The sequence below is a fragment of the Nocardioides aequoreus genome (assembly GCF_000720335.1).
In the GTDB taxonomy this organism is placed as follows: domain Bacteria; phylum Actinomycetota; class Actinomycetes; order Propionibacteriales; family Nocardioidaceae; genus Marmoricola; species Marmoricola aequoreus.
The window spans coordinates 19,368-45,213 of sequence record NZ_JOJN01000013.1; the positions used below are offsets into that span (position 1 = coordinate 19,368).

The 25,846-nt window shown below is 66.9% G+C and carries 20 protein-coding genes; 9 read left to right on the forward strand and 11 right to left on the reverse strand.

The features are described 5' to 3' along the window. Window positions 1-16: 16 nt before the first annotated feature. The 7 genes from IG63_RS0117835 to IG63_RS0117865 all read right to left on the reverse strand — a co-directional run bounded on the left by IG63_RS0117835 (window position 17) and on the right by IG63_RS0117865 (window position 6,252). Window positions 17-916, reverse strand: a complete 900-nt coding sequence (locus tag IG63_RS0117835) for a type II secretion system F family protein (RefSeq protein ID WP_030485705.1) — start codon at window positions 914-916, stop codon at window positions 17-19. After that, complete coding sequence (locus IG63_RS0117840) at window positions 913-1,770, reverse strand: type II secretion system F family protein (protein WP_030485706.1); 858 nt, start codon at window positions 1,768-1,770, stop codon at window positions 913-915. The genes IG63_RS0117835 and IG63_RS0117840 overlap by 4 nt, the downstream gene beginning before the upstream one ends. Beyond that, the gene (locus IG63_RS0117845) at window positions 1,767-3,242 is read right to left on the reverse strand and encodes a TadA family conjugal transfer-associated ATPase (protein ID WP_084597304.1); all 1,476 of its coding nucleotides are present in this window, start codon (window positions 3,240-3,242) and stop codon (window positions 1,767-1,769) included. Before IG63_RS0117845 ends, IG63_RS0117840 begins: the two co-directional genes overlap by 4 nt. Next, complete coding sequence (locus IG63_RS0117850; RefSeq protein ID WP_030485708.1) at window positions 3,239-4,003, reverse strand: CpaE/TadZ family protein; 765 nt, start codon at window positions 4,001-4,003, stop codon at window positions 3,239-3,241. Before IG63_RS0117850 ends, IG63_RS0117845 begins: the two co-directional genes overlap by 4 nt. Further along, window positions 4,003-4,569, reverse strand: a complete 567-nt coding sequence (locus IG63_RS0117855) for an SAF domain-containing protein (protein ID WP_051707130.1) — start codon at window positions 4,567-4,569, stop codon at window positions 4,003-4,005. The genes IG63_RS0117850 and IG63_RS0117855 overlap by 1 nt, the downstream gene beginning before the upstream one ends. Before the next feature lie 136 nt (window positions 4,570-4,705). After that, window positions 4,706-5,665: a hypothetical protein gene (locus IG63_RS0117860; protein ID WP_030485710.1), complete on the reverse strand. Its 960-nt coding sequence runs from the start codon at window positions 5,663-5,665 to the stop codon at window positions 4,706-4,708. Beyond that, a complete protein-coding gene (locus IG63_RS0117865; RefSeq protein ID WP_157210284.1) occupies window positions 5,650-6,252 on the reverse strand; it encodes a hypothetical protein in 603 nt (200 codons plus the stop codon). The genes IG63_RS0117860 and IG63_RS0117865 overlap by 16 nt, the downstream gene beginning before the upstream one ends. Window positions 6,253-6,636: 384 nt before the next feature. Here IG63_RS0117865 and mobF point away from each other — a divergent pair, with 384 nt between their 5' ends. After that, window positions 6,637-10,155 carry a MobF family relaxase gene (gene mobF, locus IG63_RS0117870; RefSeq protein ID WP_245604494.1) on the forward strand — a complete coding sequence of 1,173 codons (3,519 nt, stop codon included), beginning with the start codon at window positions 6,637-6,639 and terminating at the stop codon, window positions 10,153-10,155. A 105-nt stretch (window positions 10,156-10,260) separates the two neighbouring features. After that, window positions 10,261-10,596 (forward strand): hypothetical protein, encoded by a 336-nt coding sequence (locus tag IG63_RS0117875; protein ID WP_030485713.1) that lies wholly within the window; start codon window positions 10,261-10,263, stop codon window positions 10,594-10,596. A gap of 35 nt (window positions 10,597-10,631) precedes the next feature. On the opposite strand, the gene IG63_RS22315 is transcribed toward IG63_RS0117875, so the two are convergent. Together IG63_RS22315 and IG63_RS0117880 are read right to left on the reverse strand one after the other, a co-directional pair. Continuing rightward, on the reverse strand, window positions 10,632-11,003 hold the full coding sequence (locus IG63_RS22315) for a very short patch repair endonuclease (RefSeq protein WP_084597305.1): 372 nt from the start codon (window positions 11,001-11,003) through the stop codon (window positions 10,632-10,634). Window positions 11,004-11,047: 44 nt separating this feature from the next. After that, window positions 11,048-11,923, reverse strand: a complete 876-nt coding sequence (locus tag IG63_RS0117880) for an NgoMIV family type II restriction endonuclease (RefSeq protein WP_211249382.1) — start codon at window positions 11,921-11,923, stop codon at window positions 11,048-11,050. Window positions 11,924-12,069: 146 nt separating this feature from the next. Between IG63_RS0117880 and IG63_RS0117885 the strand changes: the two genes are divergently transcribed. Then, the gene (locus tag IG63_RS0117885) at window positions 12,070-13,203 is read left to right on the forward strand and encodes a DNA cytosine methyltransferase (protein WP_030485715.1); all 1,134 of its coding nucleotides are present in this window, start codon (window positions 12,070-12,072) and stop codon (window positions 13,201-13,203) included. A gap of 38 nt (window positions 13,204-13,241) precedes the next feature. Here the strand turns inward: IG63_RS0117885 and IG63_RS0117890 are convergent, their stop codons facing one another. Continuing rightward, a complete protein-coding gene (locus IG63_RS0117890) occupies window positions 13,242-14,180 on the reverse strand; it encodes a NaeI family type II restriction endonuclease (RefSeq protein WP_030485716.1) in 939 nt (312 codons plus the stop codon). Between the two features lie 136 nt (window positions 14,181-14,316). Here IG63_RS0117890 and IG63_RS0117895 point away from each other — a divergent pair, with 136 nt between their 5' ends. Then, window positions 14,317-14,544 (forward strand): hypothetical protein, encoded by a 228-nt coding sequence (locus IG63_RS0117895; RefSeq protein WP_030485717.1) that lies wholly within the window; start codon window positions 14,317-14,319, stop codon window positions 14,542-14,544. A gap of 186 nt (window positions 14,545-14,730) precedes the next feature. On the opposite strand, the gene IG63_RS21800 is transcribed toward IG63_RS0117895, so the two are convergent. Further along, window positions 14,731-16,023 (reverse strand): sigma-70 family RNA polymerase sigma factor, encoded by a 1,293-nt coding sequence (locus IG63_RS21800; protein WP_051707134.1) that lies wholly within the window; start codon window positions 16,021-16,023, stop codon window positions 14,731-14,733. A 91-nt stretch (window positions 16,024-16,114) separates the two neighbouring features. On the opposite strand from IG63_RS21800, the gene IG63_RS23115 reads away from it, so the two are divergent. From IG63_RS23115 to IG63_RS0117925, 5 genes are read left to right on the forward strand one after another with little or no spacing between them, the layout of a single operon-like run. Beyond that, complete coding sequence (locus IG63_RS23115; protein ID WP_051707136.1) at window positions 16,115-17,731, forward strand: nuclease-related domain-containing DEAD/DEAH box helicase; 1,617 nt, start codon at window positions 16,115-16,117, stop codon at window positions 17,729-17,731. Further along, complete coding sequence (locus IG63_RS0117910) at window positions 17,728-20,970, forward strand: helicase-related protein (RefSeq protein ID WP_036196171.1); 3,243 nt, start codon at window positions 17,728-17,730, stop codon at window positions 20,968-20,970. Before IG63_RS23115 ends, IG63_RS0117910 begins: the two co-directional genes overlap by 4 nt. Continuing rightward, window positions 20,970-22,844 (forward strand): DUF1998 domain-containing protein, encoded by a 1,875-nt coding sequence (gene drmB, locus IG63_RS0117915; RefSeq protein WP_030485721.1) that lies wholly within the window; start codon window positions 20,970-20,972, stop codon window positions 22,842-22,844. The genes IG63_RS0117910 and drmB overlap by 1 nt, the downstream gene beginning before the upstream one ends. After that, a complete protein-coding gene (locus IG63_RS0117920; protein ID WP_030485722.1) occupies window positions 22,841-23,941 on the forward strand; it encodes a 3'-5' exonuclease in 1,101 nt (366 codons plus the stop codon). Before drmB ends, IG63_RS0117920 begins: the two co-directional genes overlap by 4 nt. Beyond that, window positions 23,938-25,728 (forward strand): hypothetical protein, encoded by a 1,791-nt coding sequence (locus tag IG63_RS0117925; protein ID WP_030485723.1) that lies wholly within the window; start codon window positions 23,938-23,940, stop codon window positions 25,726-25,728. Before IG63_RS0117920 ends, IG63_RS0117925 begins: the two co-directional genes overlap by 4 nt. Window positions 25,729-25,846: the final 118 nt, after the last annotated feature.

Here is a 25,846-nt window from a genome sequence, read left to right on the forward strand (position 1 = left end):
GATGTGTCCTTCCGTTTCACGAGTTCGTGAACATGCGAAGCAACGAGGGCGCGACGAGCAGCGCCATGAAGATCACGCCCAGCAGCGAGCCGGGCATCGACATGCGCTCACCGACGGCGTTGGCCTGTGCGAGCTCGTCGTTGAGCATCGCCGTGCGCATGGCGGCGGACCGGGCGCGCAGGGTCGCGTACACGCCGGCTCCTTCCTCGCCCGAGAGGCGCATGATGTCGGCGAAGTCGTCGAGCTCGGGCAGTCCGAGCTCCTCTGCCAAGGTGTGCAGCGCGTCCCAGGGCGGCAGTCCCGACCACCGCGACCGGGTGAGCTCCTCGGACAGCCGCGTGAACACCCACGAGTCGCCGACCTCAGCCGCAGCCTCCATCGCCTGCCGGTGGCCGATGCCGTTGTTCCGCTCCAAAGCCACGAGGTCGATGTAGGCGCCGAGCGCTCGGGCGAACTCGGTCCGCGCCTTCTTCGCGTCGTCGAGGGCGTTGTAGTTCGGGATGAAGAACATGACGGCGGCCAGCGCGAGCGATGCGACCGCCGGAAGTTGGAACGGGATGCTCAGCCCGAAGGCGTTGAAGAGCGTGACGAGGACCGGCGGGATGACGAGGCCGAGCCCAGCGAATATCAGCTTCTCGCCGTAGAACTGCGCGACCGGGATCCGCAGGAGCGCGAGTTCGCGAGTCGGCGTACGAACCCAGAGCCCGGGCGGCAGGACACGCAGGCCCCACAGGCCGAGCCGCTCCTTGCTCGACCGCGCGGGATCGGAGGCGGTTGAACGCGGACGAGACGAGGAGACACGCTCGAGCGCATCGGCGAGGTCGGGCTCCGCGGGCAGGAGGCGGGCGACGAGAAGCACGAGGCCGAGGCCGACGAGGCCCCCGGCAAGGATCGCCAACTGCAGCCCGGTGATCATCGCGGCGCCTCCGCGACTGCGCGGGTCGCCAGGAACCGGGGGAGAGGCTTGCCTGCGGCCATGCGTCGCATCCAGACCAGGGTCGCGACGTACGCCGACAGGAGAAGCACGAGGAGCACCTGGCCCACCGGGGTGCGGTACGGCTCGACGTACGTCCCGGACAGCGCAAGTACGACGAGCACGCTGGCGCTGATCAACGTGACCCACCGCGCGGTCGCTCGCGGCTTGGCTCGGTCTGCCTCGACCTGGCGCCGAGCACGCACGTCGGCGCCGACCGACTCGGCGAGCCCTTCGAGCACACTCGCGAGCCCGGCGCCGCGTCGACGGGCGCCCAGGATCAGGTTCGCTGCGATCAGGTCGCCGGTCGCGTCGTCGAGTTCGTCGGCGAATGCTCGCAGAGCCTTCTCGGTGTCCCACCGTGCCCGCAGCCGGGTCACCAGTCGGTGGACCTCATCGGCGATCGGAGCAGGTGTCGACCGCAGAGTCGCGACCAGCGCTTGTTCCAGGCCGATTCCGACGGTGAGGACTCCGGAGAGCGATCGAGTCCATTCCTCCATCGCTTCCAGGCGTGCGATCTGCGTTGCGGCCGGCGGCGCGCTGAGCAGGATGGGCAGCCCGATGACTGCGACCGGCGCGATGACGAGCGCCAGGACCCAGCCGGTGATGAGCCATCCGACGAGGCCGAGCGCGCCACCGGCAAGAAGCAGGACTCGGGTTCGCCGGTTGAGGCCGCGGCGCCGATGGGCTGCCGTGGGTTCCCGCGGCGGAATCGCGGTCGGGCGAAGGCCGACGACCACCCCGAGGAGCCCCGAGGCGACGAGTCCACCCGCGAGTGCGGGAAGGATCGTGGTCATGTCCGGGCTCCCAGCGGTTGACTCGCGAGGTACGCCGGGAGGTCGAAGCCGTGCTGCGCGAGCCGTCGGTACTCGTCAGGGAGGACGTCGGGGACTGCGACTCCCGTGGCATCGGCGCGGAACACGTGCGTGGTCGCGTAGCCGGGCTCCTTCTCGCCCGGGGCCAGCGCGATGACCTCCGCGACCCGCCTCGCCCGCTGAGCCCCGCCCGGCGCGACCTTGGTCTCCAGGCTCAACTGGACGATCAGGTCGACGGTCGCGGCGAGCTTGCTGGTGGCCAGACCCTGTGTGACGTGCGGCCCGGCTTCCATCGCGCAGGTCACGAGCTTGCGTACTGCGGCCACCGCATCGGCTGCATGCGTTGTGGAGATGGATCCGGTGCCGGACTCCATCGCCTTGATCATCGCCCAGATCTCCTTGCCGCGGACCTCTCCGACGATCTGCCGCGACAGGTTGAAGCGGAAGGAGTCGACCAGTGCCTCGTCGAGCGTGAACTCACCCGACTGTCGCCCTTCGGGACCGCGTTCACCCGATCCCGGCCGGGCCTCCCATGGAATGACCACCTTGTGCCGACCGAGCTCGTGGAGGTGCAGTTCGTACTCGGTCTCGAAGGTGCCGATGGCCTCGAGCTCGTCGATCTCGGCGCAGAGGGCGCGGACCAGCGTGGTCTTACCCGCCCCCTGCGCCCCGGCGACCACGATCGAGCACCGAGCCCGCACCGCGGCCCTCAGAAATGAGGCGACGACGGGCGTCATCATGTCGCGCTTGACGAGGTCGTCCAGGGTCACCCGCATCAGCCGGTGCCGACGGATCACGACGGACGGCCGGGTGGTTACCCACGCCACGGCCGCCAGCCGGGAGCCGCCGTCCAGCCTCATGTGGAGACTCGGTTGCGCCTCGGAGAAGGACCGCGCATTCACCTCGCTGCGAGAGGCAAGGAAGACGAGGAAGTCGATCAGCTCCTGATCGGAATCGGCCACCGACGGCCCGGGAACGAGCGTCCCGTCGATCAGCTCGAGCTGCACGTTGTCGTGGCCGACGATGACGATGTTCTCGATCCGATCGTCATCCACCAAGGGCTGCAGGCGGCCCAGGCGGAAGAGTGAGTCGAACACGGCCTGCGCGGTCGCCTGCTGCTTCGCGGGACTCCACGACCCGAGCCCGGCGTCGACGGCCTCTGCCATCGCAGACTCGATCAGGTCCAGCACGATCGATCGGCCCAGCTCCTGCTGTGCCTCCTTGCCGAGACGGGCACGCCCGGACTGCACGGCCTGGCTCAGCTGCTCGGAGGCCTGGGCGCGCAGTGTCGAGACGAGCGCCCAGTCGACATCGGAGGTGGCCGGGGGCGGCGATGCAACGGTCGTGTCGAGACCGCTCGGCACCTCGTGGGGGACGCCGTTGGTCGTCTGGCTGAAGAGCGGCAGGCGCGTCAGGTCGCCGTCCTCGTTCGAGAATCGGTAGGTCTCGGTCATGGCCGCGCCTCCTCGACCAGCGCGAACCGACCACGGGCGATGTGCGCCTGGACCGATTGGACCGTGGCCTGGAGCGCGCGGATGTAGGGGCCGGTCTCGAAGTGCTTCGGAGGCGCCGCGCCGCGGTGATACACGGCCGCGGCTGCCGGATCGTCCGGCAGGTCGGCGACGACGGGCATGCCGAGAACCTTGGCGACCTCGGTGGCTCGATAAGGCCGGCCCTCGGCGATGAGAAGCAAGCAGGGGTGACGCCATCCGGTGGCGGGCTGCCGGACGGTCTCCGCCCACGATCGAGCTGCCGAGATCGCCGGCAGGGTGGCTCTGGTGACCAGGAGCGCTGCGTCGGCGGCGTCCAGCAGCGGGGTCGGCGAGCCCATGAGGCCGAGCCTGCCGGCGTCGACGATGACGTCCTGGCCGTTGTCATCCAGTTCGCGAAGTGCGGCCGCCAACGGCTCCCAGATGTCACGGAGCGCCGAGGCCTGAGCGTGCGATCGGATGCCGGCGACGAGCGAGACGTTCGGGCTCAAGGGCCGTACGACGTCCCGCAGCGCGTCTGCTGTGCCGAGGGGTGAGAGGGCGAGCTCGATCAGCCCGGCGTCGTACGGCGTGGTGCCGCGGAGGAACCCGGCGAGGACGCCGGATCCGCCGGTCGGGTCGGCTTCGACGAGGAGCACGGGCCGTGGCCAGCTGAAGGCCATGCCCACTGCTGTGGTGGTGACGCCGGGCGAACCGGAGGCCGAGGTCAGGCACACGACCGCCATCACTGGGCTCCCGAGTCGAGGATCAGCGCGACGTTGCCGGTGGCAGCGCGGGCCGCGAGGACGCTCGCGTCGGCGTACGGCACCAGGACGTTGACGACGGTGTTGCCGGTTGTCTCGTCGATCGCCGTGTCGACGACCTCGGCAGCGGTGAACTGGGGCGCGCCGTTCGGGGCATCGCCGTTCGCAGCAGGGGTGACGATGATGCGGACCTTATCGCCGCCGTGCATCGGGAGCGCTGGAACCTGGGCCGGAGTCAGCGAGATGCCGACGATCGACTGGCCCTCCGGTGGCATCGGCGCATCGGTCGTCGACTCCGTCGTGATCAGCCCGCCGGCAGAGATGTCGAGCGCGGCGCGCTGGCCGACGATCTCGTCGTACGCCGACGCCGGGAGTGGCTCCAGAGCCGGGTCGCCGCTGATCCGGATGCGCCGGATGTCGTCGGCGGTGATGACCTCGCCTCGATGAATCGTGTTCGTCGCGGCGAGGACCTCCTCGGTGCTGGTCGTCGCGTTCCATGCCCACGCACCGAGCAGGCAGCCAAGGGCGGTGACGACGACGGCGGCCACGACGAGACCGGGGCGCCTGCGAAGCTTCGGCGGGGGAGTGACCGGCGGGCCGGCGCCGGGCGCAGTGCGGTGTGGGCCGGGCTTCCGGTCCTCTCGGGCAGTCGTGGTCACTTCGTCCCTCCCCACGCAGCGCTCGTCAGTTCACGAGCACCTGCGCTTCGCCGATCCGGATCTGGGTCGAGCGGTTGAGGCCGTCGAGGCGGATCGTCCCGGTCTGGCCCGCGCCCAACCAGGTGATGACCCAACTCGAGGTTGCGGTGACGGTGTACGCATCGTACGTGTGCCCCGCGCTCGACTTCTTGTAGGTGTGGCCGCAGTCGGGGGAGTCCTTCCGCCCGAATTCCGGCTTGTACGGCGAGCCCGCCGTATCGCAGACGACCTCGGTTCCGTCGCTCATGTCCCAGGTGATGTGGAGGACCTTCGCGGTGGCTGTGACTGTGATGCCGCCGGCGGAGGCGCTCTCAGTGATGGGGCCGACGGTGTGGGCGTTCGGGTCCTTGGCCCACATCCAGACGGGCATCCCTACAAGGCCGACGCTGTTCGGAGCCGGCTCGGGCGCGATGCCGATGTTGATGGCGGACAGATGCATCTCCTCGATCGCGATCTGCGCCACCTCGCGCGGAGTTGGTCCGGTGCCGGAGTTCGGCGGCGGTTCCTGCGACCAGATCGTGATGAGCAGGCCGGTCTGCGGCTGGTAGCAGTTGTAGACCGCACCGTCTCCGGGTTCGTGACCCTGCCGGCTGGGGTCGCCAGCGGGCGGTTGGGGCTCGACTGGACTGATGTAGCAGTGATAGTTGTTCGACCAGTAGCCCGCGGGCGATGAACAGGGCACCGGCCCTGGCGGAGGCTTTGTGATGCCTTGGCTGGTGCCGTCCCAGTAGCAGGCGGCTCCGCTGCCGGTGTCCTGTGGCCCGTCGTCACCGGGCTCACCTGGCGTCCCCGGCGTGCCCGGGACCTCGATCCAGATGAGGCACTCGCCCGTGGCCGGGTCGGTCTGCGAACACACCGTGTCCGCGTATGACGGAGCGTGGACGAGGACGGAGAGGCCAGCGGCGGTCAGCGCAGCCAGGAGGAGGCGGGTCAGGATGCGGCACATGGCGTCTGCTTGAGGTCCTGGCCCGTCGCCACCCGCCAGCCGAGGGTCGGGTCGGCGGCGTACTTGTAGTTCGCGATGGTGTAACGCGTCCACCCGGTGTCCGGGCGGTCGGGGGAGACGATGGACTCGCCAGTCTTGTCGAGGACGTCGACCCTGCTGACGTCCCAGCAGACGTCGATGACGACGGTCGGCACCTTGCCGGCCTTCGGGTCGGAGTTGTCGAGATTGACCGACTGGACCTGCAGCTCGTTGATGGCTGTCGCGCCGGTCTGCCGCTGGCCCTCGTCGCGCGACCGGTCGATGTGGGTCATGATGGCGTTGAGTTGCGCGCTGGTCGCGACGGACTTCAGCTTCTTGAGGTCGGCCGCAGGATCGCTGCGGAGCTGGTCGACCACCGTGAAGTAGCTTCGAACCGCGTCGCTTGCACCGGCGCTCGCCTCGTCCGAGGGGGAGCTCGGCGAGGCGCTCGTCGGCGCTGAGCTCGACGTTGTTGACGACGGCTCGGCGGTCGCCGGGGGATCGGTGTCGTCGCCGCCACAGGCGGAGACCGCGGCCAACATCAGTGTGCCGGTCGCCCAGGAGATCATCCCGAGTCGAATCTTCATAAGCGCTGGTCCTGCTTCCTCTCGCCAATCGGCTTGAGGCACAGGCGACACCCCGCGGGCGGTGCGTGCATCGTCTAAGCCTCATCGTAAGCCCGATTTCCGGTTTCGCACCCGGTCACTTTCGCCGTCCCGGGTTGTCGCTCAGGTGCTCTCCCTCCTCCAGCCCTCCCGACTTCAAGGCCTTCCCCATCCGCTGCTTGTCTCCACTGGATCTCCGCAGCCTGCCTCGCTCTTCGCTCAACTCCGCCGTTCCGCCTCCACGACCCGTCTCCTACACCCCAGCCCCTTCTTGCCTTCACACGGTGTGCAGATCGAGGGGGTTGTGGAGAAGGACGCACACCTGAGCGCTGTGGGACGGAAACGGCCGTGACGGTCTCGGTGCGCCGGATGTCCGCGGGCAGCGGCTATCAGTACCTGCTGCGCAGCGTCGCGGCTGGCGACGGCAACCGCGTCCTGTCGACGACGCTGACCCGCTACTACTCCGAGGTCGGTACGCCGCCCGGCCGCTGGCTTGGTTCCGGTGTCGGCGCATTCGGCACCGGCCAACTCCGCCAGGGCATGCAGGTGAGTGAGGAGCAGCTCGCCCTGCTTGTCGGCATGGGCCGAGACCCGATCACGGGAGAGCAACTCGGCCGGGCTTATCCGTCGTACAAGAAGCTCTCGGACCGAATTGACGAGCGCGTCGCCGCTCTCGATCCGGAGATGACTCAGGACGACTGCGCCGCCGAGACGAGGCGGATCGAGGCCGAGGAGACCGCGGCCGGGATGCGGCGAGCGGTGGCAGGGTTCGACCTCACCTTCAGCGTCCCGAAGTCGGTCTCCGTGCTCTGGGGTGTCGCCGACGCCGTCACCCAGGAGCGAATCGTCGCGGCCCATCATGCGGCGGTCGCAGACGTCGTTGCGCTGTTCGAACGCGAGGTCGCCGCTACCCGTGCGGGCATCTCCGACGCTGACGGCGCCGTCGCCCAGGTCGACGTGGCGGGTGTTGCGGCCGTCGCTTACGACCACTTCGACTCCCGCGTCGGCGATCCGCAGCTCCACACGCACGTCGTCGTCGCAAACAAGGTCCTCACCGTCATGGACGGCCGCTGGCGAAGCCTCGACGGGCGCCCGGTCTTCGCGTCGCGCACCGGCTTGTCTGCGCACTACGACGCGCTCCTGGCGGACCGGCTGTCGCGTGACCTCGGCATCGAGTGGGAGCTGCGACAGCGCGGACCCGACAGGAATCCCCGATGGGAGATCGCCGGCGTCACTGACGACCTGATCACCGAGTTCTCCAGCCGCACCCGCGAGATCGAGCTCAAGAAGGACGAGCTCATCGCGCAGTACGTCGCTCGCCACGGGCGGATGCCATCGGCGAGGACGATCGTCGAGCTCCGGGCCCAAGCCACGCTCGCCACGCGCTCGCCGAAGCAGGTCCGGTCGCTCGCCGATCTCACCGCGGGCTGGCGGCAACGAGCCGCCAATTGGTTGGGCGCCGAGCCCACGGGCTGGTCGCAGAAGGTGATCGGCCGAGTCGGCGACCTCCTGACAGCGGAGGACGTGCCACTGGCTGCCATCGAGGCGATCGGCGCCGAGGTGGTCGCGGCGGTGGCCGTGAAGCGGGCTGTGTGGACGCACTGGAACCTGATGGCCGAGGCGGCGAAGCAGACGATGGATCTGAGGTTCGCGACGACCGAAGACCGCGAGGCCGTCCTCGGCCTCGTCGTGGACGCTGCCCAGGCGCGCTGCGTCGTCCTCACTCCGCCGGAGCTCGCAGTCAGCCCAGTCCGGTTCCAGCGTGAGGACGGTACGAGCCGGTTCCGCCCACGGCATGGTGAGAAGTACTCCTCCATCGCAGTGCTCGAGGCCGAGGGGCGGCTGTTGGCACGCGCCGAGAAGGTGACCGCGCCAACGGTGTCCGTCGGCGTCGCTGGGCGAGCGTGCGGCAATGGCAAGGTCTCAATGACCGATCAGCAGCGCGGCGCGGTGGAAAGCATCTGTCGCTCAGGGCGCCAGGTCGACCTCCTGGTCGGACCGGCCGGGGCTGGCAAAACCACGACCATGAGAGCGCTCCGCGCGGCCTGGATCAGTGAGCACGGGCGGGGGAGTGTCGTCGGGCTAGCGCCGTCCGCCGCGGCCGCCCAGGCCCTGGCAGACGACCTCGGTGTCGCCTGCGACAACACCTCGAAGTGGCTCCACGAGTACAACCGCGGCCGCACCGAACTGCGGCGCGGTCAGTTGGTGATCGTCGACGAGGCGACGCTGGCCGACACGGTGACGCTCGATCGGCTCACGGGGATCGCCGCAGGCGCGGGCGCCAAGATCCTGCTGGTCGGCGACCCCCACCAGCTCCAGTCCGTCGACGCCGGCGGAGCGTTCGCGCTCCTCGTGGACCGGCATGCGGACGCACCGTGGCTCAATCAGATCCACCGGTTCGCCAACGAGTGGGAGAAGGAGGCCTCGCTCGCGATGAGCCGCGGTGACGTCCAGGTCATCTCGACGTACGGCGGGCACAAGCGGATTCGCGAGGGTCTCACCGACGAGATGGTCGACGCGGCGTACGTCGCCTGGCGCGCTGATTGCGCGGCTGGGCGCGCGAGCATCCTCGTGACGGAGTCGGCGCGGGACGTCCGCGCGCTAAACGAACGCGCCCGGGCCGAGCGGCTGCTCCTGGATGGTGCGGTCGACCACCGCGAGGTCGGCCTGGTCGACGGCTGCCGAGCCTCGGTGGGCGACATTGTCATCACGCGTCAGAACGACCGCCGGATCCGGACAATGCGCGGGTGGGTGAAGAACGGCGACCGCTGGCTGGTCACCGACATTCGGCGTGACGGCTCTGTCCTGGTCAAGCGCCTCGACGCCCGCGGTGGGCGAACGGTCCTGCCGCCGGAGTACGTCGCCGAGCACGTCGATCTCGGATACGCGGTCACCGCGCATCGCGCTCAGGGCGTCACCGTGGACACGGCGCATGTCGTCGTCACTGCATCCACGACCCGAGAGAACCTCTACGTCTCCATGACTCGCGGCCGCGAGTCCAACATCGCGTACGTCGCCCTCGACCAGCCCGACGACAGCCACTCCACCCCCGGGGCGGATGACGTCACTGCCAGGACGGTTCTGTATGGCGTCCTCCAGCACAGTGGCGCCGACCTGTCGGCCACCCAAACGATCGAGGCCGAGTACGAGCTCCACGGGGGCATCGACCGTCTCGCGGCCGAACTCGAGACGATCGCCGCCGAAGCTCAGCACGACCGCTTCGCCGACCTGCTCAGCCGCTCCGGGCTGACCGCGGAGCAGCACGCCGCGGTCATCGAGTCGACAGCCTTCGGCCCCCTCGCTGCGGCACTTCGTCGCGCCGAGGCATACCACCACGACCTTGAGCGTCTTCTGCCTCGAGTCGTCGGGCGGCACGGTCTCGAGGACGCCGACGAAATCGCCGCGGTGCTCCGCTCCCGAGTCGACAAGCTTGCAGCGACTCCGCCGCGCGGCTGCCGGCTCCGTCCACGACTGATCGCCGGCCTGATCCCCGAGCCGCTCGGCCCGATGTCAGCTGAGGACCGGGAGGCGATCGACGAACGGAAGGAGCTGATCGAGTCGCGGGCTCGTGCGCTTGCCGAGGACGCAGCTGCCAGCGGGCAGGCTTGGGTTCGGCGAATTGAGCTTAGGCATGCCGAAGCACGAGTTGGCGAGGCCTGGCTCGACGCGGCGGCGACGGTCGCTGCATATCGCGATCGCTACAAGATCACCTCGGACCTGTCGGTAGGCGGTGGCGTCAAGAACGAAGCCCAGCGCGCCGACCGTGACCGCGCCGTCGCCGCCATCCGGTCCCTTGGGGCGGTGGGCGCGAGTGCGCGTACCGCGCCTCACCTGAGAGTCGCAGTTGAGGCCGTTTCGCCTTCATAGGCCGTCGCAGGCGGCGCTTCTCCACAGGTGACCTCGCTACCGCCACGATTCGTCTCGAGTAGCGCTACGGAGTGGAGGGTTCACGTGACTCACAGAGGAGCCCCGATGTTGCTATTGCTGTCACTTCCGATCGTCGCCGCGGTCGCGGCCGGACACCGCTACCTCCAGATCTATGCGCCGACCAACGTGTTCGTCCGCCGCCTGAGCGCCAAGGAACGATGGCGCACCGCCGCCGTGCTTGGTGTGGTCGGCTCGACTCTCTTGATGGCAATGCACGCCGCTGCGAGCGCTGTCGCGAATGGCGCGCCCGGGTGGCTCAATCTCTTGGTTCTGCTCCTTGCCTGGGACGCGATCAAGCTCGAACTTGCCGCGCTGGGGTCCGCGGCTCGGTGCCTATGGTCCGGTCGGCGGGGCCTGCGATCCGCGACGTTGGGAAGCTGACCGTGCTGGCACAGGGCTCCGCGACGGCCCAGTCCTCATCCGCGTCGAACAGAGGGGAGGATGCGAGCTACGACATCGTCGGCAGGCTCGTGTTCCCAAACTCGGATGACGGTCCAACCGGCATCGCGGAGCAATCGATCGGTCTCGGCGTCGCGCTCTCGGTTTCGAGTCACCTTCTGGGCCCAGAAATCGGCATTCGACTTCGCGACCGTGTGGTGGGTCGGGCACCCGTGCCAGAAGCACCCGTCCACGAACACAGCGACCTTCGCGCGCGTGAACACCAGGTCAGCCCTGCGATTGAGCTCTTGGATCGGCCGGTAATCGACGCGGAAACGCAGTCCGGCTGCATGCGCAGCGCGCCTCACGGCCATCTCCGGCTTGGTGTCTCGTCCACGGTTCGCCTGCATGCCGCGCCGGACCCCCGGAGAGGACGCCCATGACTCGTTCACACTCACAGTGTCCCGGCGTACTCCACCAGTTCGTCCCAGTCGCGCAGCCGCCGCTGTGCGACGAGCCGCTTGAAGGTCTCGAGCGTGGCTCGACGCCGTGGGTTCCCGACGCACGTCTCCTCGATCGCTGCGGTCAGGGCCGGGAGGTCAAGGTGGTAGACGCAGTCGACCTCACCGGAGCCACCGCCGAGCAGATTGAGCATGTACGGGCGCGGTTCCATCGTGACGACGGCGAAGTGAGGCATTCGACCGCGCCGAAGCGCGGCCATCTTCGCTCCTTGCGACCGACAATCCTGTGCTCGGTCGGTGCGGAGGGACCACTTGAGAGAGAGGCCGATCTCCAGCGTCGGCGACCTGGATCCCGGCCGTTGCTGGGATGTTGTCACGTCGAGTTTCAGGAGGGACTCCTGGCCCACCTCCTCAAGAAGGAGGCGCCGCGTCTCGGTCTCGTGGGTCGTGGCCGCGTCGACTGCCACGGCCAGCTGGTCGAAGCGTGCCAGATCCCTCGGATTGCTGAGCTTCCCACGGACGAATCGGCCGACGGCGCGCCATGCTTTCTCGTACTCGCGCGACGGCTCCGGTCGCATGTCTCGCAACGCACCGACGTGGCGAAACTGCTCGAACGCATTCAGTGCTCGTTCCGGCTCGACGGTCAATCCGCTGCCACGCGTCTGCAACTCCGACTTCAGCGCAGTAGCTACCTCCCGCGAGAACGGATCGCCCGTCGGCTCGCCCCCACGTGCGTCTGGCTGTACGCCAAGCGCTCGAAAGAGCGCCTCGCCAAGTTCGACTGAGAGGGCCTCGCTTGCGTCGGACGTGTTCGGCTTGCCGTTCGACGAACGAAAGACGCACAGGTCGTTGGCGAATGTGGCAGGCACGGACGGATCCCTTCGTGTCAGTCGGGCACGAACCTACCTGGCGCGAACCTCACGGGCTGTCGGTCGGGTACGCCACACCAGCCACACTGGCAACGTGGCGGCGAGGCTGCGAGAAATGTCCGTGCCGAGACCTACCATCTGATGTCATGACCAAGCCCACCGTGATCGATCTCTTCGCCGGCTGCGGTGGCATGACGGTCGGCTTCGCCAGCGAGGGCTTCGAGCCGGTGCTCGCCGTCGAGTGGGATCGCTTCGCTGCCGCAACCTACGCGGCCAACTGGGGTGAGGACCACGTCATCCCTGGTGACATCGCAGAGGTGAAGGGAAGTCAGATCCCGACCGCGGATCTCATGATCGGCGGCCCTCCGTGCCAAGGATTCTCGAACCTGGGTCTCAAGGCGCTCGACGACCCGAGGAATCAGCTCTGGCGTGAGTACATGCGATTCATCCGAACTGCCCGGCCGCAGGTATTCGTGGTCGAGAATGTCGATCGCTTCGCAAAGTCGCCCGAGTTCCAGATGCTTGTCGGGGAGGTCGAGCACGGCCTACTGAAGGACTACGACATCTCGTACGGCGTGTTGAATGCGGCCGACTACGGCGTGTCCCAGCGCCGGCGTCGCACGATCGTCATCGGCTCGAGGGTCGGCAAGATCGAGCTGCCGGCACCCACCCACGCTCGAGACGGTGCCAATGGGTTGAAGCCTTGGCAGACGGTGCGGGATGTCATCGAGGGACTTCCGACCCGACCGGACTCAACCGAACTGCCTGACTCGCTCACAGAGTTCTTCGGTGAAGCGATGCCCGGAGTGTTCAAGGGGCTCGACGTCCACTTCCGGCGGAACCCGAATCCGCTGTCGCTTGAGCGATACTCGTACGTTCCGCCGGGCGGCGGCAGGTTCGACGTGCCGACGGAGCTCCTTCCTCGCTGCTGGCGAGAGAAGCCGACCGGCACCACAGACGTCATGGGCCGCATGCGCTGGGACTTCCCGTCGCACACGATCCGTACCGAGTTCTTCAAGCCTGAGAAGGGTGCCTATCTGCATCCGCAGTGGGTGCCGGGCAAACAACGTCGCGGTGACGACCCGAGGTTCATTCAGGGAGACCCGAAGATGTCGGTCAATCGGGTCGTGACGCATTACGAGGCATCACTGATCCAGGACTTCCCGACGGACTACCTGTGGGTCGGATCGAAGATCGCCATCGCGAAACAGATCGGCAACGCCGTCCCGTCGGGCCTTGCCCGCGCGATCGCACGTCACGTCAAGCCCTGCATCTCCTGAATGACAAGGCGGAACAATCCGCGGCGCCTACTGCTCGATCAGTTGCCCGTCCGCTCCATCATCGCTTTGGCTGCTTCGTAGTCGGCCCCAAGCGTCTCCGGGCGAATCGCAACCCACGCGTCTCCTGACAAGTCGAAGCCGTGGCGGGCAGCGAGTTCGCGCTGAGGTGTCCAGGTCCCCATCAGGACCACGAGCTCGTGGCTGAAGAAGACGTCCGGTTTGGCCTGTCGCGCGCGCCGAAGAGGGTCCTTCGCCATGGCGGCGACGGTCTCGATCGCGAAGCGAGGGATGACCACTTCGGGAAGAAAGCCGAAGAGCGCAGTCACGCGTCGTTTGATGCCGACTCGTGGTTCGAAAACGACGGCGAGTTGTTCGGGCGTCAGATCCTTCAGCGGATTGCGGGGGAGGGGCGTCCAGTCGAGTACGACGGTTGCGAAGGTGTCGCGAGCGTCTGCGCGGATCGTGCGCTTCGCGTCCTGGTTCTTGCCCTCGTTCAGCCACCGCCGGTGGGTGCGCATGAGGAATACCCGGAAGCGGTCTTTCTTGGAGTCGACCTGCGTTAACAGGCAGATCTCGCATTGGCCCTCCCGTGGAATGGCCCAGTTTCCGCCGATTGTGGCCTTCAACTCGACGGGAATGCCGACAATGGTGGTGTCGAGCGGCCGCTCCTTCGGAAGTCCGAAAGCCTCGAGTATCCGGTACTGGAGCTTGACTCCGACCGTGCGTCTTTCGTCGGAATCCACCTCCGGCGAATCAAGGTCGAACCGAAATGTCCTGGCACCGTCCAACACGTACTCGATCGCCTCGACGACTGCACCGGTCATCGACTGGTCGAGGGGTGTGCTCTGGAGCCACGCGAGAACCTGCTGGATCTCGACATCGTCGTCGGGATGGGCGATTTTGTGGGGCGCGCCCGATCGATCAGAGACACACTCGTCCCCTGGGTGGGCGAGTGGTGGCTGCGGAACTCGGGGCATGCCCGAAACCTATCGATCGAGACCCTGGGGTGACGGCGAATGCCGGAACGAGCCGTCTGAGACCTGGCGGGACGTGATCTCCACAGCGGACGCACCAGTCGTTGGCCGTACACGCGCGCGCGGGGACACTTGCTCCATGGAGCGGTCAGAACCCATCGGCACGTTCAGAGCGCGTGTCACCCGTGACGCAGCCGCGCTCGAACGGGACGGTGATCAGTATTTCGCCATGAACCGCCTGGAGGAGCTACGCGGCCGTCCCGACGATCGTCCCCTTTACGAGATCCAGTTCGCGGACGGGGTGTGGATGCTTGTGCGGGAGAACGACCTTGTCGCCGGGACTATCGGTTCGGTGAACTGCGAATAGCTGCTGACGTGCCAGCGTCAGCGCGGTCACAGTCACGGACGAGCGGCTGCGCCGGGGCGACAAGGATTCGAACGAATTAGTGCGCGCCTACAACCGCGACGACAAGTATCGCCTCAACATCGACGCTGGTCGGGACATCTCCTGGCTGTGGGGTGGGCTGTCGTCGCCGTCCCTTGCCGAAGAAGCTCACGCCGTAGCGGAGACGAGTTCACCCTCCACGTCAGCGGCCTCGCCATCCGCCGGCTTTGGCTTCGGACGCGGTCGCTTACCCCCGCCGTAGAAGTAGGGCTCCAACACCTGGCTGCGAGAGCGGTGCTTGAGCTTATCGAGGGTCTTGGACTCGATCTGGCGAATGCGCTCCCGCGTGACGCCATAGACCTTGCCGATCTCGTCCAGCGTCATCTGTTCGCCTGTGGTCAGTCCGAAACGCATCGAGATGACGCCGGCCTCGCGCTCACTGAGTGTGTCGAGGACAGCGCTCAGCTGCTCCTGCAGCAGCAGGTACTCGACCTGGTGCGAGGGGTCGAGCTCCGGGTCGGCCATGTCGAGCACGTCCGCCAGCGTCGCCTCGCCATCGCCGATCTTCATATCGAGCGACGGCAGATCCGGTGGGCCGAGCCGGAGGCATTCGAGCACCTGCTTCTCGTCGAGCCCGCAGGCTCGAGCCAGCTGGTACAGGTTCGGCGGTTCGCCGCCGACCATCAGACGCGCCCGAACGCCCCACACCTTATTGAGCTTCTCGACCATGTGGACCGGCAGCCGGATCAGCCTCGCCTCGTTGGCGATGCCTCGCGTGATCGACTGCCGGATCCACCACATGGCGTAGGTCGAGAACTTGTTGCCCTGCGCGGGGTCGAACAGCTCGACGGCGCGGATGAGGCCAGTCATGCCGTGCTGGACGAGGTCGTCGTAGCTCATGCCGGTCTGCGGGTACTTCTTCGCCACCGAGTGCACCAGGCGCTGGTTGTGCAGGAACAGGCACTCAGCCGCTTCGCGCGACTCGCCTGTCAGGGAGGCGAACTCACCCTGCTCCAGCGGTCTACCCTCACGGCCCCGGATGAGGATGGCGAGGCCCACCTCCTGCTGGGCCGTCAGCAGGATCGACGCGTGGTTGGCGACATGGCGATCCGCCGTGATGCGGTTCCAGGCAGCCTTCACCGCCAACTGGCGCTCGCTCCAGTCGAGGGGCCCGCTCCGCCCCGCCTCAGGGACGGGAGGACCGTCGACTGAGTCCTCTTCGGGCTCCGCCTGGCGGGGCTGCTCAGGAGCTGGTGGCGCGACCGGGGCCGGCGCCTGGACCTGGTCCTCGTCGATCCGGATCCTCGCCTTGGCAAGCAGGCGCTCCACCTCTGGCCGGATTACGTCGGAGGGTGTCTCTAGGGTTCCGAGCACTCGCTCAAGGCGCGTGCGGCGGATGACTCCGTCGCGCACGAAGGGGCGGAGGCGCATGAGAACACGAGACAGGTACTCGATGTCCATATTGGCCCCACCTCCTTCCGAAACGCCCCAGCAGCGGACTCACACCGGCATTATTGGCGTCACACGAACGTTACGGAGCAGATCATTGCGGATGGTGCCGACAGAACTCGGGACGGAGGAGATCACCACCTCCGAGCGCCGGGCATTTGAAGCCTTGGCGGGCAGCCCGCTCTGTGGTGCTGCATTGCACTCGCTGAACCTGCCGGACCACGAATACAAGCTGACGGCCGAGCTCGACTTCGTGCTGATCCTCGACGACCTGATCCTCGCGGTCGAGGTCAAGGGCGGGCAGGTCTCCTGCCGTGATGGTTTGTGGACCTACAGCGACCGAGCCGGTCACCGGCGGACGTCGCGCGAGGGCCCGTTCAAGCAGGTTCAGACCGCGATGTATGCCCTGCGCGAGCGCCTGAAGGAGCGTCTTGGCGTCGAGATCGACGACGTGGCGTTCGGCTATCTCGTCGTCACGCCCGACGTGGATCTTGCGAGCAGCTTCGAGTGGGACGACGAGACCTACTGCGGCAGAGGCCCGTTCAACCGTGGCATCGGCAAGGCGATCGACCGAGCGCGCAAGTACTGGCTCGGCAAGCAGGCGAACAAGTTCCCGATCGGCAAGGAACTACACGCTCGGCTCATGCAGGATCTGCGGCCGTCGTTCGACCGCTCGCCGCTTCTCGACGCTCGGGCGAACCTGCTCGACGCGGCGATGGTTCGACTGACCGATGAGCAGTACGCCCGCCTCGACCTGATCAGCGATGAGCCCCGGGTCATCTGCAGCGGTGGAGCAGGAACCGGCAAGACCTTCCTCGCGGCTGAGGTGGCCCGACGGCAGGCGCTACTCGGTCAGCGCGTGATCTTCACCTGCCGCAGCGAGGTCCTGGCGGCGTTCGCCACCCGCACGCTGGAAGGCACAGCGGTCGAGGTCAGGGCGGCCTCGAAGCTGGGCGACGTCACTCCGTACGACGTGCTGGTGGTCGACGAGGCGCAAGACCTCATGACCTTCGACATCTTGGAGGATCTGGAGCAGGCGGTCGTCGGCGGCTGGGCCGACGGCCGCTGGACGATGTTCCTCGACCAGAACAGTCAGGCGCACCTGTACGGCGACTTCGACCCGGACGCGCTGGCCTACGTCCAGTCGTTCGGACCCGTGAAACCGTCGCTCAAGTTCAACTGTCGGAACACTCGTGAGATTGCCTTCCAGACCCGGGCGTACACCGGCGCCGACACCGGAGTGGCAACCGCCGGCACCGGCCCCGAGGTCGTCTTCGTCGCGGTCGACGACCAACAGGCGGAGCTGGCCGCCCTTGAGAAGCACCTGCGTTCCCTCGCGGAGCATGAGGTAGCCCCGGAGCACATCACCATCGTGTCGCTGCGCGGCGAGTGGGAGACCTCAGTCGCCAAGGGTCTGCGTGCTGCTCGCAAAGGACGCCTGACGCGGATGTCGCCAGCTCTCGCCTCGGTGTGGCCCGGTGGAGGCATGACCTGGTCATCGGCCGTGGACATCAAGGGGATGGAGAACCGCTTCGTCTGCGTGGTCGACATCGACTCAGTCACCACCGCGACAGAGCTGGATCTCCTGTACGTCGCCCTCAGCCGCCCGCGGGCGGGCCTCTGGGTGGCGACCTCGCCCCACGTCAAGGAGCAGCTTGGCGAGCTGTTCAAGCAGCACCTCGACGGTGCAATGGACGCATACAAGAAGGCAGCCGTATGACCGACCTGACTCAGACCAGAGACGACTTCGTGGCCTACATCAGGCGGCAGCTCGTCGGCCCCTTCGACGGGCCGGCAGAGATCATCTTCGATCCGCCGAACCGTCGTTACCTCATGGGCATCCTGTTCCCGCGTCAGGTCGCCTTCGAGGGTTACGTGGAGGCTGAGGGAGAGGAGCGCGACGAGACCTCCGCCACCGACACGGGCGAAGAGAGTCAGTTCAGCGACGACCCGGTCTCGGCGGCCAACGACTTCCTGCCTGCCTCTCAGGGGTTGTCGTTCTTCACGACGGCGCCTGAGCTCACCGTGCGGGCCCGCGCCGCCGAGTACGAGACGCTCAGTGGCGCCCTCGCCGGGGAAGCCCTCAAGGAGCTGTCGGTTCAGGGTCGGGCGACGGAGGAACTCGAGGAAGAGGATCCACGCCAGAAGGCCAAGGGCTCCTCGAAGATCTGGCGTCGTCACCAGTTGGATGAGGCCACCGTCAAGGTGAGCGCCACCGACAAGGAGCCCACCAAGGTCTGGGGCGACAAGGCAGAGGTGCATGTCCGCTGGCGCAGCTACCCGCATGGCTCGCTAGTCACGATCACACTGGTCAACGCGCGCAAGGCGGATGACGAGCGGCCGGAGCGTCACTGGGACGAGATGCTTATGCAGGTCGAGTTCGACGTGACGGTCCCGGCGGGGTTCCAGGTGCTGGAGTACCCGAGCGTCGCACTGGCGTCTCATGACCCGGAGGAGGACGAGCTCCGCCTGATCCACCGCGACGCCACGGTCTACGCGATCGGGCATGGTTGCTCCCCGGAGTGGTCGAGCACTGACGGCGTCGTGTCCTCGGTGCGCTCCGAGGTGATGCCGTCACATGTCGTGCCGCGGGTCAGTGCCGACGGTGACGCTGCGCAGGCGTTGGACGTCGCCTGGCTGGCCGACGAGGCGATCTCGGCGGATGTCCTGCAAGCCGAGCTGAACGCCTTCATCGATCCGTACGAGGACTGGATCGGCAAGGTCAAGAAGAAGGCAGCCGGACTCGACGATCGCTATCAGGGAGCCACCACCCCGATCATTCAGCGCCTGAAGCGTGCGCTGGAGCGCATGCGCGACGGGGCCCGCGTCTTCACGGACCATCCAGATCGGGTCAAGGTGCTCCAAGCATTCCGTCTGGCCAATCGCGCCATGATGATCCAGATGCGCCACAGCCAGAAGGACATGGCGGGCTCCCGCCGACCCCTTGGCGCGGCTCCCGACATGCCTACGACCTACGGGGCGGGCGCGAGCTGGCGACCTTTCCAGCTCGGCTTTTTTCTTACGACGCTGCGTGGCCTGGTCGACGACCAACACGACGATCGCGAAGTCGTCGACCTGATCTGGTTCCCGACTGGTGGAGGCAAGACCGAGGCGTATCTGCTCGTCGCGGCATTCGAGATCTTCCGCCGCCGCTTGGTGCTCAGTGACAAGGGTGGTGGCACTGCTGTCGTCAGCCGGTACACGCTTTCGCTGTTGACCGCCGACCAGTTCAAGCGCACCGCTTCCACCACGGCTGCGTGCGAGTACCTGCGCCGCCAGCGCCCCGATCTGGGCGACGAGCCGATCTCGGTCGGACTCTGGGTCGGTGAAGCGACATCGCCCAACCGGTACGCCAAGGCACGCGAGCGCTTCGAGGAGTTGCGGGACGCCGGCGAGACGGACGAGCGGTTCCTGCTCGACCGCTGTCCCTGGTGCGGCACTGAGATCGTCCCGCGCGAGCACCATGAGAACGACGCCCTGTACGGAATCACGTCGACCGATCGCTCGTTCGCGTTCAACTGCCCGTCGACCAAGTGCGAGTTCCACGAGCAGATTCCCGTGCAGGTCATAGACGACGGGCTCTACGACGCGCCCCCGACGTTCCTGCTGGGGACGGTCGATAAGTTCGCGCAGCTCGCGTGGGTGCCTGAGTCCGGCGTGCTGTTCGGTCGCAGCGCAAGCAAATGCCCACCGACCCTGATCATCCAGGACGAGTTGCACCTGTTGACCGGACCGCTCGGCACCACCGTCGGTCTGTACGAGGCGGCGATGAATCTGCTGTGCGAGGTCGATGATCGTCCGCCGAAGGTCATCTCCAGCACGGCGACGATCCGACGCGCCTCCGCGCAGATCATGGGCCTCTTCGGGCGGCGGGTCGACCTGTTCCCGCCGTCGGGCATCGACGCCGACGACTCCTACTTCGCCCGTGCCGACGAGAAGACACCGGGTCGGCTCTACGTCGGCATGATGGCGCAGGGTCACACATCTGACACTGCCGTCGTGCATACCGGCACGGCGCTGCTGCAGGCGCCGGTGGATCTTGGTCTGACGGGGGACGCCCAAGACGCCTACTGGACCGTGGTGGCCTACCACAGCTCGCTCCGTGAGCTCGGCCGTACCGTCACCATCGCGCGCGATGACATCAACGCTCGGCTGGGAAGCCTGGTCGTCGGCCGGCCCCGCCGTGAGTACGACGTCGAGGAGTTGTCGTCGTCTGTGCCGCGTGCCTTGCAGCCCCGCCTGTTGGAGCGCCTCAACCTGCCGGTGTCGAGCGGCTCGGTGATCGACTTCCTTGCCAGCACCAACATGCTGTCGGTCGGTGTCGATGTGCCGCGTCTCGGTCTGATGCTCGTGAACGGGCAACCCAAGGCGACAGCCGAGTACATCCAGGCCACCAGCCGAGTCGGTCGCTCGACGGCCCCGGGTCTGGTCTTCGGGCTGTTCCGCTCAACCAAGCCGCGCGATCGCTCGCACTACGAGAACTTCCGTGCCTTCCACTCGGCGCTGTATCGCCACGTGGAGCCCACGAGCGTGACGCCGTACTCGCCGCCGTCGCGTGAACGCGCTCTCCACGCCGCACTGGTCATCCTGGCCCGCCACCGCCTGGCCATGCAGTCGGACGGGAGCGCGGGCAAGATCCTGGACCGACGGTCCGAGGTCGAGGACATGGCCGCCAAGCTGGTCGACGTCGTCGAACGCGTCGAGCCGCGTGAGAAGCAGGGCGCCAAGCAGTACCTCGACCATTTCATCGAGGACTGGGTCGAGCGCGCTGAACGGGCTGACGAGGAGAGCAAGCTCCTGTACTACAAGCCCAACGGCAAGGGTCAGATCAACCTGATTCGTCAGTTCAACACCAAGGCGGTCGGCTGGCAGACGCTCGGATCGATGCGCAACGTGGACATGGAGTCGCTCATCGAGGTCGCGCGCAGCGGCGGCGGCGCGTCCGCCAAGGGGGATTGATGCAACGCAAGATTCGGCAGTCGCAGACCATCGTTCCGTTCGGTGTCGGCGCCATCTTCGATCTCCAGGGTGAGTCGCTCGTCGCGTGTGACACCTTCCGCTGGGGTCCGCGCGGCGAACGGATCCAGAGTGATCGACTGGCCGCAGTCCTCGGTGTCTCGGAGTTCCGCGCCGCCCCGGCCGTCGCCAGCAATGCCTGGGCTGCTCCGTCTGCAGGTGTGCCCTACGCCCGCTTCCCAGCGTGGCTGTTCTGCCAGAAGTGCCGACGCATGACCCGCTGGACGCGGGCGCTCGAGCAATCGGACAAGGCGCCGACTTGCGGAAGCTGTCCCGGCAAGAAGCAGCTGGTGCCCATGCGCTGGATCCAGATCTGTCCGAACGGGCACATGGATGATCTGGACTGGAAGCGATGGGCGCACTCACGCAACACCAACCCCGAAGCGCGGCAGTGTCAGAAGGACAACCTCTTCTTCGAGTCCGTTTCGGGCAAGGGAGCCGGTGGTCTCGACACGCTCCAGGTCCACTGCCACAGCTGCCACAGCCGCCGGAACCTGATGGGCATCACGAGCAAGGGATCGCTCAAGTCGATCGGCGCGACCTGCATCGGCCGGCAGCCCTGGCAGCGCTGGGACGAGCGCGCGGATTGCGACGAGGTGCCGCTAGCAGTCCAGCGAGGCGCCTCCAATGTCTACTTCCCACTGGTGCACTCGTCGATCGAGATCCCCAACGCCTCACGGGCAGACTCCCAGAGCGAGAAGGCCCTCGCGATCAAGGCGGACGACTTCTTCCGGCCTCTGCTGGGCGTCAACGAGGACGCCCCGATGTTCGACATGATGGTCGAGACCCTGGTCAAGGCGCACGACGTCAAGCCTGACTACGTCAAGGGCCTGGTACGTGACGAGAAGCAGCGTGAGGCCGGCAAGGCCACCACGGTCGAGGCGACGCCGGGTGACCTCCTTGGGGAGGAATGGGCGGCCTTCCTGACGGAGCTCGACAACTCCGACGACCCGCACTTCCGTACTCGGCATGTCGACCTGGTGCCCACGACCAAGACCAAGGTCACCTCGCTCCTGGCTGACCGTGTCGACAAGGTGGTGCTGGCCGACCGCCTCCGCGAAGTGCGAGCCCTCGAAGGGTTCCACCGGGTCACCCCGGCGGGTAGCGACAAGCTGGTGCCCGTAGCGCTCAACCACAAGGCCACGGTCGACTGGCTGCCCGCCATCGACGTGCGCGGTGAGGGCATCTTCCTCTCGCTGGACGAGGGACGCCTGGCTGTCTGGGAAGAGCAGGGCGCGGTTCGCGATCGCGTCCTCGAGCTGGAGAAGAGGCTCAACGCGTCGTTCATGGAGCCGCGACTACGTGAGCGGACCGGTGCGATCCTGGCGCCCCGATACGTCCTGCTGCATACGTTCGCCCACCTGCTGATTCGTCGGCTCGCGTTCGAGTCCGGCTATGCCGCCACAAGTCTCCGTGAGCGCATCTACGCTCGGAGTGCGGCGGAGCCAGGCGTCGCTTCCAAGCAGGCGGGCATCCTGATCTACACCGCCGCCGGCGACTCGGAAGGCACGCTGGGCGGTCTGGTGCGCCAAGGTGAGCCGCCGCAGTTGCAGGGCACCGTGCTGGAAGCCCTGCAGGACGCCATGTGGTGTTCGTCCGATCCGCTCTGCAGCGAGAACCTTGCCTCGACGTTCGCCAGCCTCAACTTCGCGGCCTGCCACGCCTGCACCCTGGTCGCAGAGACCAGCTGCGAAAGCGGCAACTACCTCCTCGACCGGGTCCTCGTCGTTGGGAGTGACAAGGTGCCCGGCTTCTTCCAGGACGTGCTCGACGCAGCCGTCGAAGCAGCCGGAGAAGGGATCCGAGGGATCTCGTGAGACTGCCGGCCTTCGAGGACCTCTCCAAAGAGCAGGACCTCATCTACAACCTCGACCTGGATGGCAACTACCTCGTGTCCGGCCCACCTGGCACAGGTAAGTCGGTCATGGCGCTCTACCGAGCGCAGGTGCTGACGTTCGACGACCGTGAGCCGGCCCTGCTCATGTACAACAACGTGCTCCAGCAGTACACCGCGCAGGCGGCCGACACCCTCGAAGTCGCCGGCTTCGTGCGGACCTTCCACAGCTGGATCTGGCGTTTCTGGCGCGAGCACTTCAAGCAGCAGCCACCGACGCTGGAGGGCAACTCCTACGCGCACGACTGGGCCGAGATGACCAGCCAGTTCTTCGCGTCGCCACCAGACCCCGGCACCCTCGCCGACCTCCTCGTCGACGAGGGACAGGATCTTTCGCTCGGCTTCTTCAGGCTGGCGCGGTTCTTCACCAAGAACATCACCGTGTTCGCCGACGAGAACCAACAGTTGTCCGACCAGAACACGACGCTCGACGAGATCGCGAAAGCCATCAGCGCCGACGAGCAACTCGAACTGAAGCGGAACTACCGCAACACGGCCGAGATCGCTGCCGTGGCAGCCAAGTTCTACTCGGGCACACCCACGGGCATCCCGGAGTTGCCGACTCGGCACGGCGAGAAGCCGACCCTGCGTCGCTACGACTCGGACGCCGACCTGGCCGACTTCGTCGCGCGCTACGTCAAGGCGCGCAGCAACCTGACCATCGGCATCGCCTGCGAGAACAAGCGTATGCAGTACCGACTCCTGCGCCTCCTCGAGGAGCGCAGGCTTCCGGTGCCGGTGCAGATGTACGCCTCGGGCAACAAGCAGCACAAGACGCTCGATTTCGATGTCCCCGCCGTCACCATCGTGAACTTCCGTTCGCTCAAGGGTCTTGAGTTCGACACGCTCTTCGTGCCGGAGCTGCAGCAGCACTCCGCTGACCCGACGTCGGCGGCAACGAGGATGATGTTCTACGTGGTGATGTCCCGCGCCCGGGACGAACTGCATCTCTCTTACAGCGGGAGTGGGGGACTCCCGTCGATCCTGAGCGACGTGAAGGGCCTGGTGCGCGAACTGTGACCGAGGACGATCAGCTTCCATTCGACGGTCCGAGCGACGACCAGCAGAGCCAGGCCACGCTTGACGCCGCGAAGGCGCCCGACGCAGCGGAGGCTACGTCGAGCGTCAGCGACGGTGACGACTCCGTCGATGACTCAGTGGACCCGACAGCTCGGGCGCTCGATGAGCCGGTCGCTGAGCAACGCGATGAACCGCTTACGCTCGGGGAGCGCGAAGTCGCAGCGGAACTATCAGCGCCGGGGGCTGGCCTGGTTGAGACGAGCGAGTCATCGCCTGCTGGGGTCGCACCCGTAAGCGACGCTGTCGCCCCCACTCCGACGCTGTACTTCCTGACCAACCGCATGAACCTCAACGGCATCTTGAGTTCTCGGCTCGTCGCGCCCCGTGCGTCGTTGCAGAAGTACTACACCGACCTGCTGCAGCAGACCCCCGGCTGGGTTCCGCTACTTCGTGATGCGCCGACCTCCGCGCAGATTGAAGCGGTAGCCACCGAACGCGGCGCGGGAGCCCCGGTCATAGTCGAGTTCCCGCTCGGCGTGGCCGGAAAGTTGAAGCCGGGCGACCCGGTCGTCTTCGTGCAAGCGGTCGCCCTCTCGGAGGCTGTTGCGATTCACCTCCCATCCGAGCGCGACCTACGCGAGCACCGAGCCCGGGGCTATAGCAACGTTCACGCGCACGACGAGCTGCTGCGGGTGACTCCTGAGCTGTTCGACTCGGAGGCAGCAGACCTGCACGCCTTCATTCCGCCCGGGGCTGCTCCCGTCGTGGATTGGCGCCGCATTGATCGAATCCGTGGAGCCGTTAACGCTGCGGTCAGGTCAGCCAGTTCCGGCGAGCAGTTGGCCCTGGTGGCGGCGCTGGTCGGCGCCCCCAAGTTGCCGGCCGCATTGACTGTGCTGCCGTGGCTCGCGTGGTCCGATGTCGATGATCACGCCGCTCGTGATACTCGCCCCCCGCCCGACAGTGCGGTGCCGGACCATGTTGTCTTCCAAGCCGCCTATGAGGTACTGGGCGAACGAGACGTAACCGAGGCATGGAGCCCTAATGCGGTGCTCGACGCAGTAGAAGCGCGAGTCCGCAAGGCTGGCTTGGCCGACGACGCAGCCGACGCGATGATCCGGAATCTCGGCCGAGTCCGTTCGATCGTCAATGTCGAGGTCGACTTCGAGCCGTTCCGCCCATCGGCTCGTGCGCTTGTCAGTGCCAAGGCGCTACTCCTGGTACTGCTCCGTCAGGAACTCGATCAACTGCTCGCGTGGTCGGACGAGGAGACCGGCGCCGACGATGCCACCCGAATCGTGGCAGCCGTGCTGGCTGGCCGGCTTCGCGGTCTGTCGCGAGAGTCGACCGAGCTCCGCTCACTGGAGCTGGATGACTTGACCGCAGCATGGGCCGTACGCGTCGCTAGCGGAGGATCCGCACTACTCGGAAAGGGCCAGTTCGTCGCCAATAGCCGCGGAACGTCGCTGAAGATCGATGGCGTCGAGGTGGCCACGCAGAGCGCCCTGCTGCCGGACCTGCTGTCCAAGTATCAGAAGACCGCCGATTCCAAGAAGGAAGCGACCCGTATTAAGGTCTCGCGGGCGATGGGATGGCCTGTCGAGCACCGCGTTCAGATGCCCCCAGGCGCCTCGATTGAGACGGGCGACGAGTTCATCACCATTTCTTCTTCGGAAGAGATTGCAATGGAGGTTGCCGTCGACGAGCACGGTTTCGTTCGCCGCCTGGAGTCGCTGACAGGTGGGGAGCGTCGGCGCGCCACCGAGGCATTCGCAGCTCGACGGTGAGTCACTGGGCCGGCCAGTTCTGCAGCGTCTCGGCCTTGCCCCGAGCTGCTCTCCGACCCGACGCAGCGCGCCGGACCTAGTGGCTGGATCCCGCCGCGATTGATCGCCATCGGATCGG

Coding starts and splice junctions, on each gene's coding strand:
- IG63_RS22315 (WP_084597305.1), bottom strand. CDS start 11,003: ATGCAGGCGAACCGTGGACGAGACACCAAGCCGGAGATGGCCGTGAGG.
- IG63_RS21800 (WP_051707134.1), bottom strand. CDS start 16,023: ATGGACATCGAGTACCTGTCTCGTGTTCTCATGCGCCTCCGCCCCTTC.
- IG63_RS0117885 (WP_030485715.1), top strand. CDS start 12,070: ATGACCAAGCCCACCGTGATCGATCTCTTCGCCGGCTGCGGTGGCATG.
- IG63_RS23115 (WP_051707136.1), top strand. CDS start 16,115: ATGGTGCCGACAGAACTCGGGACGGAGGAGATCACCACCTCCGAGCGC.
- IG63_RS0117845 (WP_084597304.1), bottom strand. CDS start 3,242: ATGACCGAGACCTACCGATTCTCGAACGAGGACGGCGACCTGACGCGC.
- IG63_RS0117835 (WP_030485705.1), bottom strand. CDS start 916: ATGATCACCGGGCTGCAGTTGGCGATCCTTGCCGGGGGCCTCGTCGGC.
- IG63_RS0117875 (WP_030485713.1), top strand. CDS start 10,261: ATGTTGCTATTGCTGTCACTTCCGATCGTCGCCGCGGTCGCGGCCGGA.
- IG63_RS0117850 (WP_030485708.1), bottom strand. CDS start 4,003: ATGGCGGTCGTGTGCCTGACCTCGGCCTCCGGTTCGCCCGGCGTCACC.
- drmB (WP_030485721.1), top strand. CDS start 20,970: ATGCAACGCAAGATTCGGCAGTCGCAGACCATCGTTCCGTTCGGTGTC.
- IG63_RS0117890 (WP_030485716.1), bottom strand. CDS start 14,180: ATGCCCCGAGTTCCGCAGCCACCACTCGCCCACCCAGGGGACGAGTGT.
- IG63_RS0117865 (WP_157210284.1), bottom strand. CDS start 6,252: ATGATCTCCTGGGCGACCGGCACACTGATGTTGGCCGCGGTCTCCGCC.
- IG63_RS0117895 (WP_030485717.1), top strand. CDS start 14,317: ATGGAGCGGTCAGAACCCATCGGCACGTTCAGAGCGCGTGTCACCCGT.
- IG63_RS0117860 (WP_030485710.1), bottom strand. CDS start 5,665: ATGTGCCGCATCCTGACCCGCCTCCTCCTGGCTGCGCTGACCGCCGCT.
- IG63_RS0117840 (WP_030485706.1), bottom strand. CDS start 1,770: ATGACCACGATCCTTCCCGCACTCGCGGGTGGACTCGTCGCCTCGGGG.
- IG63_RS0117910 (WP_036196171.1), top strand. CDS start 17,728: ATGACCGACCTGACTCAGACCAGAGACGACTTCGTGGCCTACATCAGG.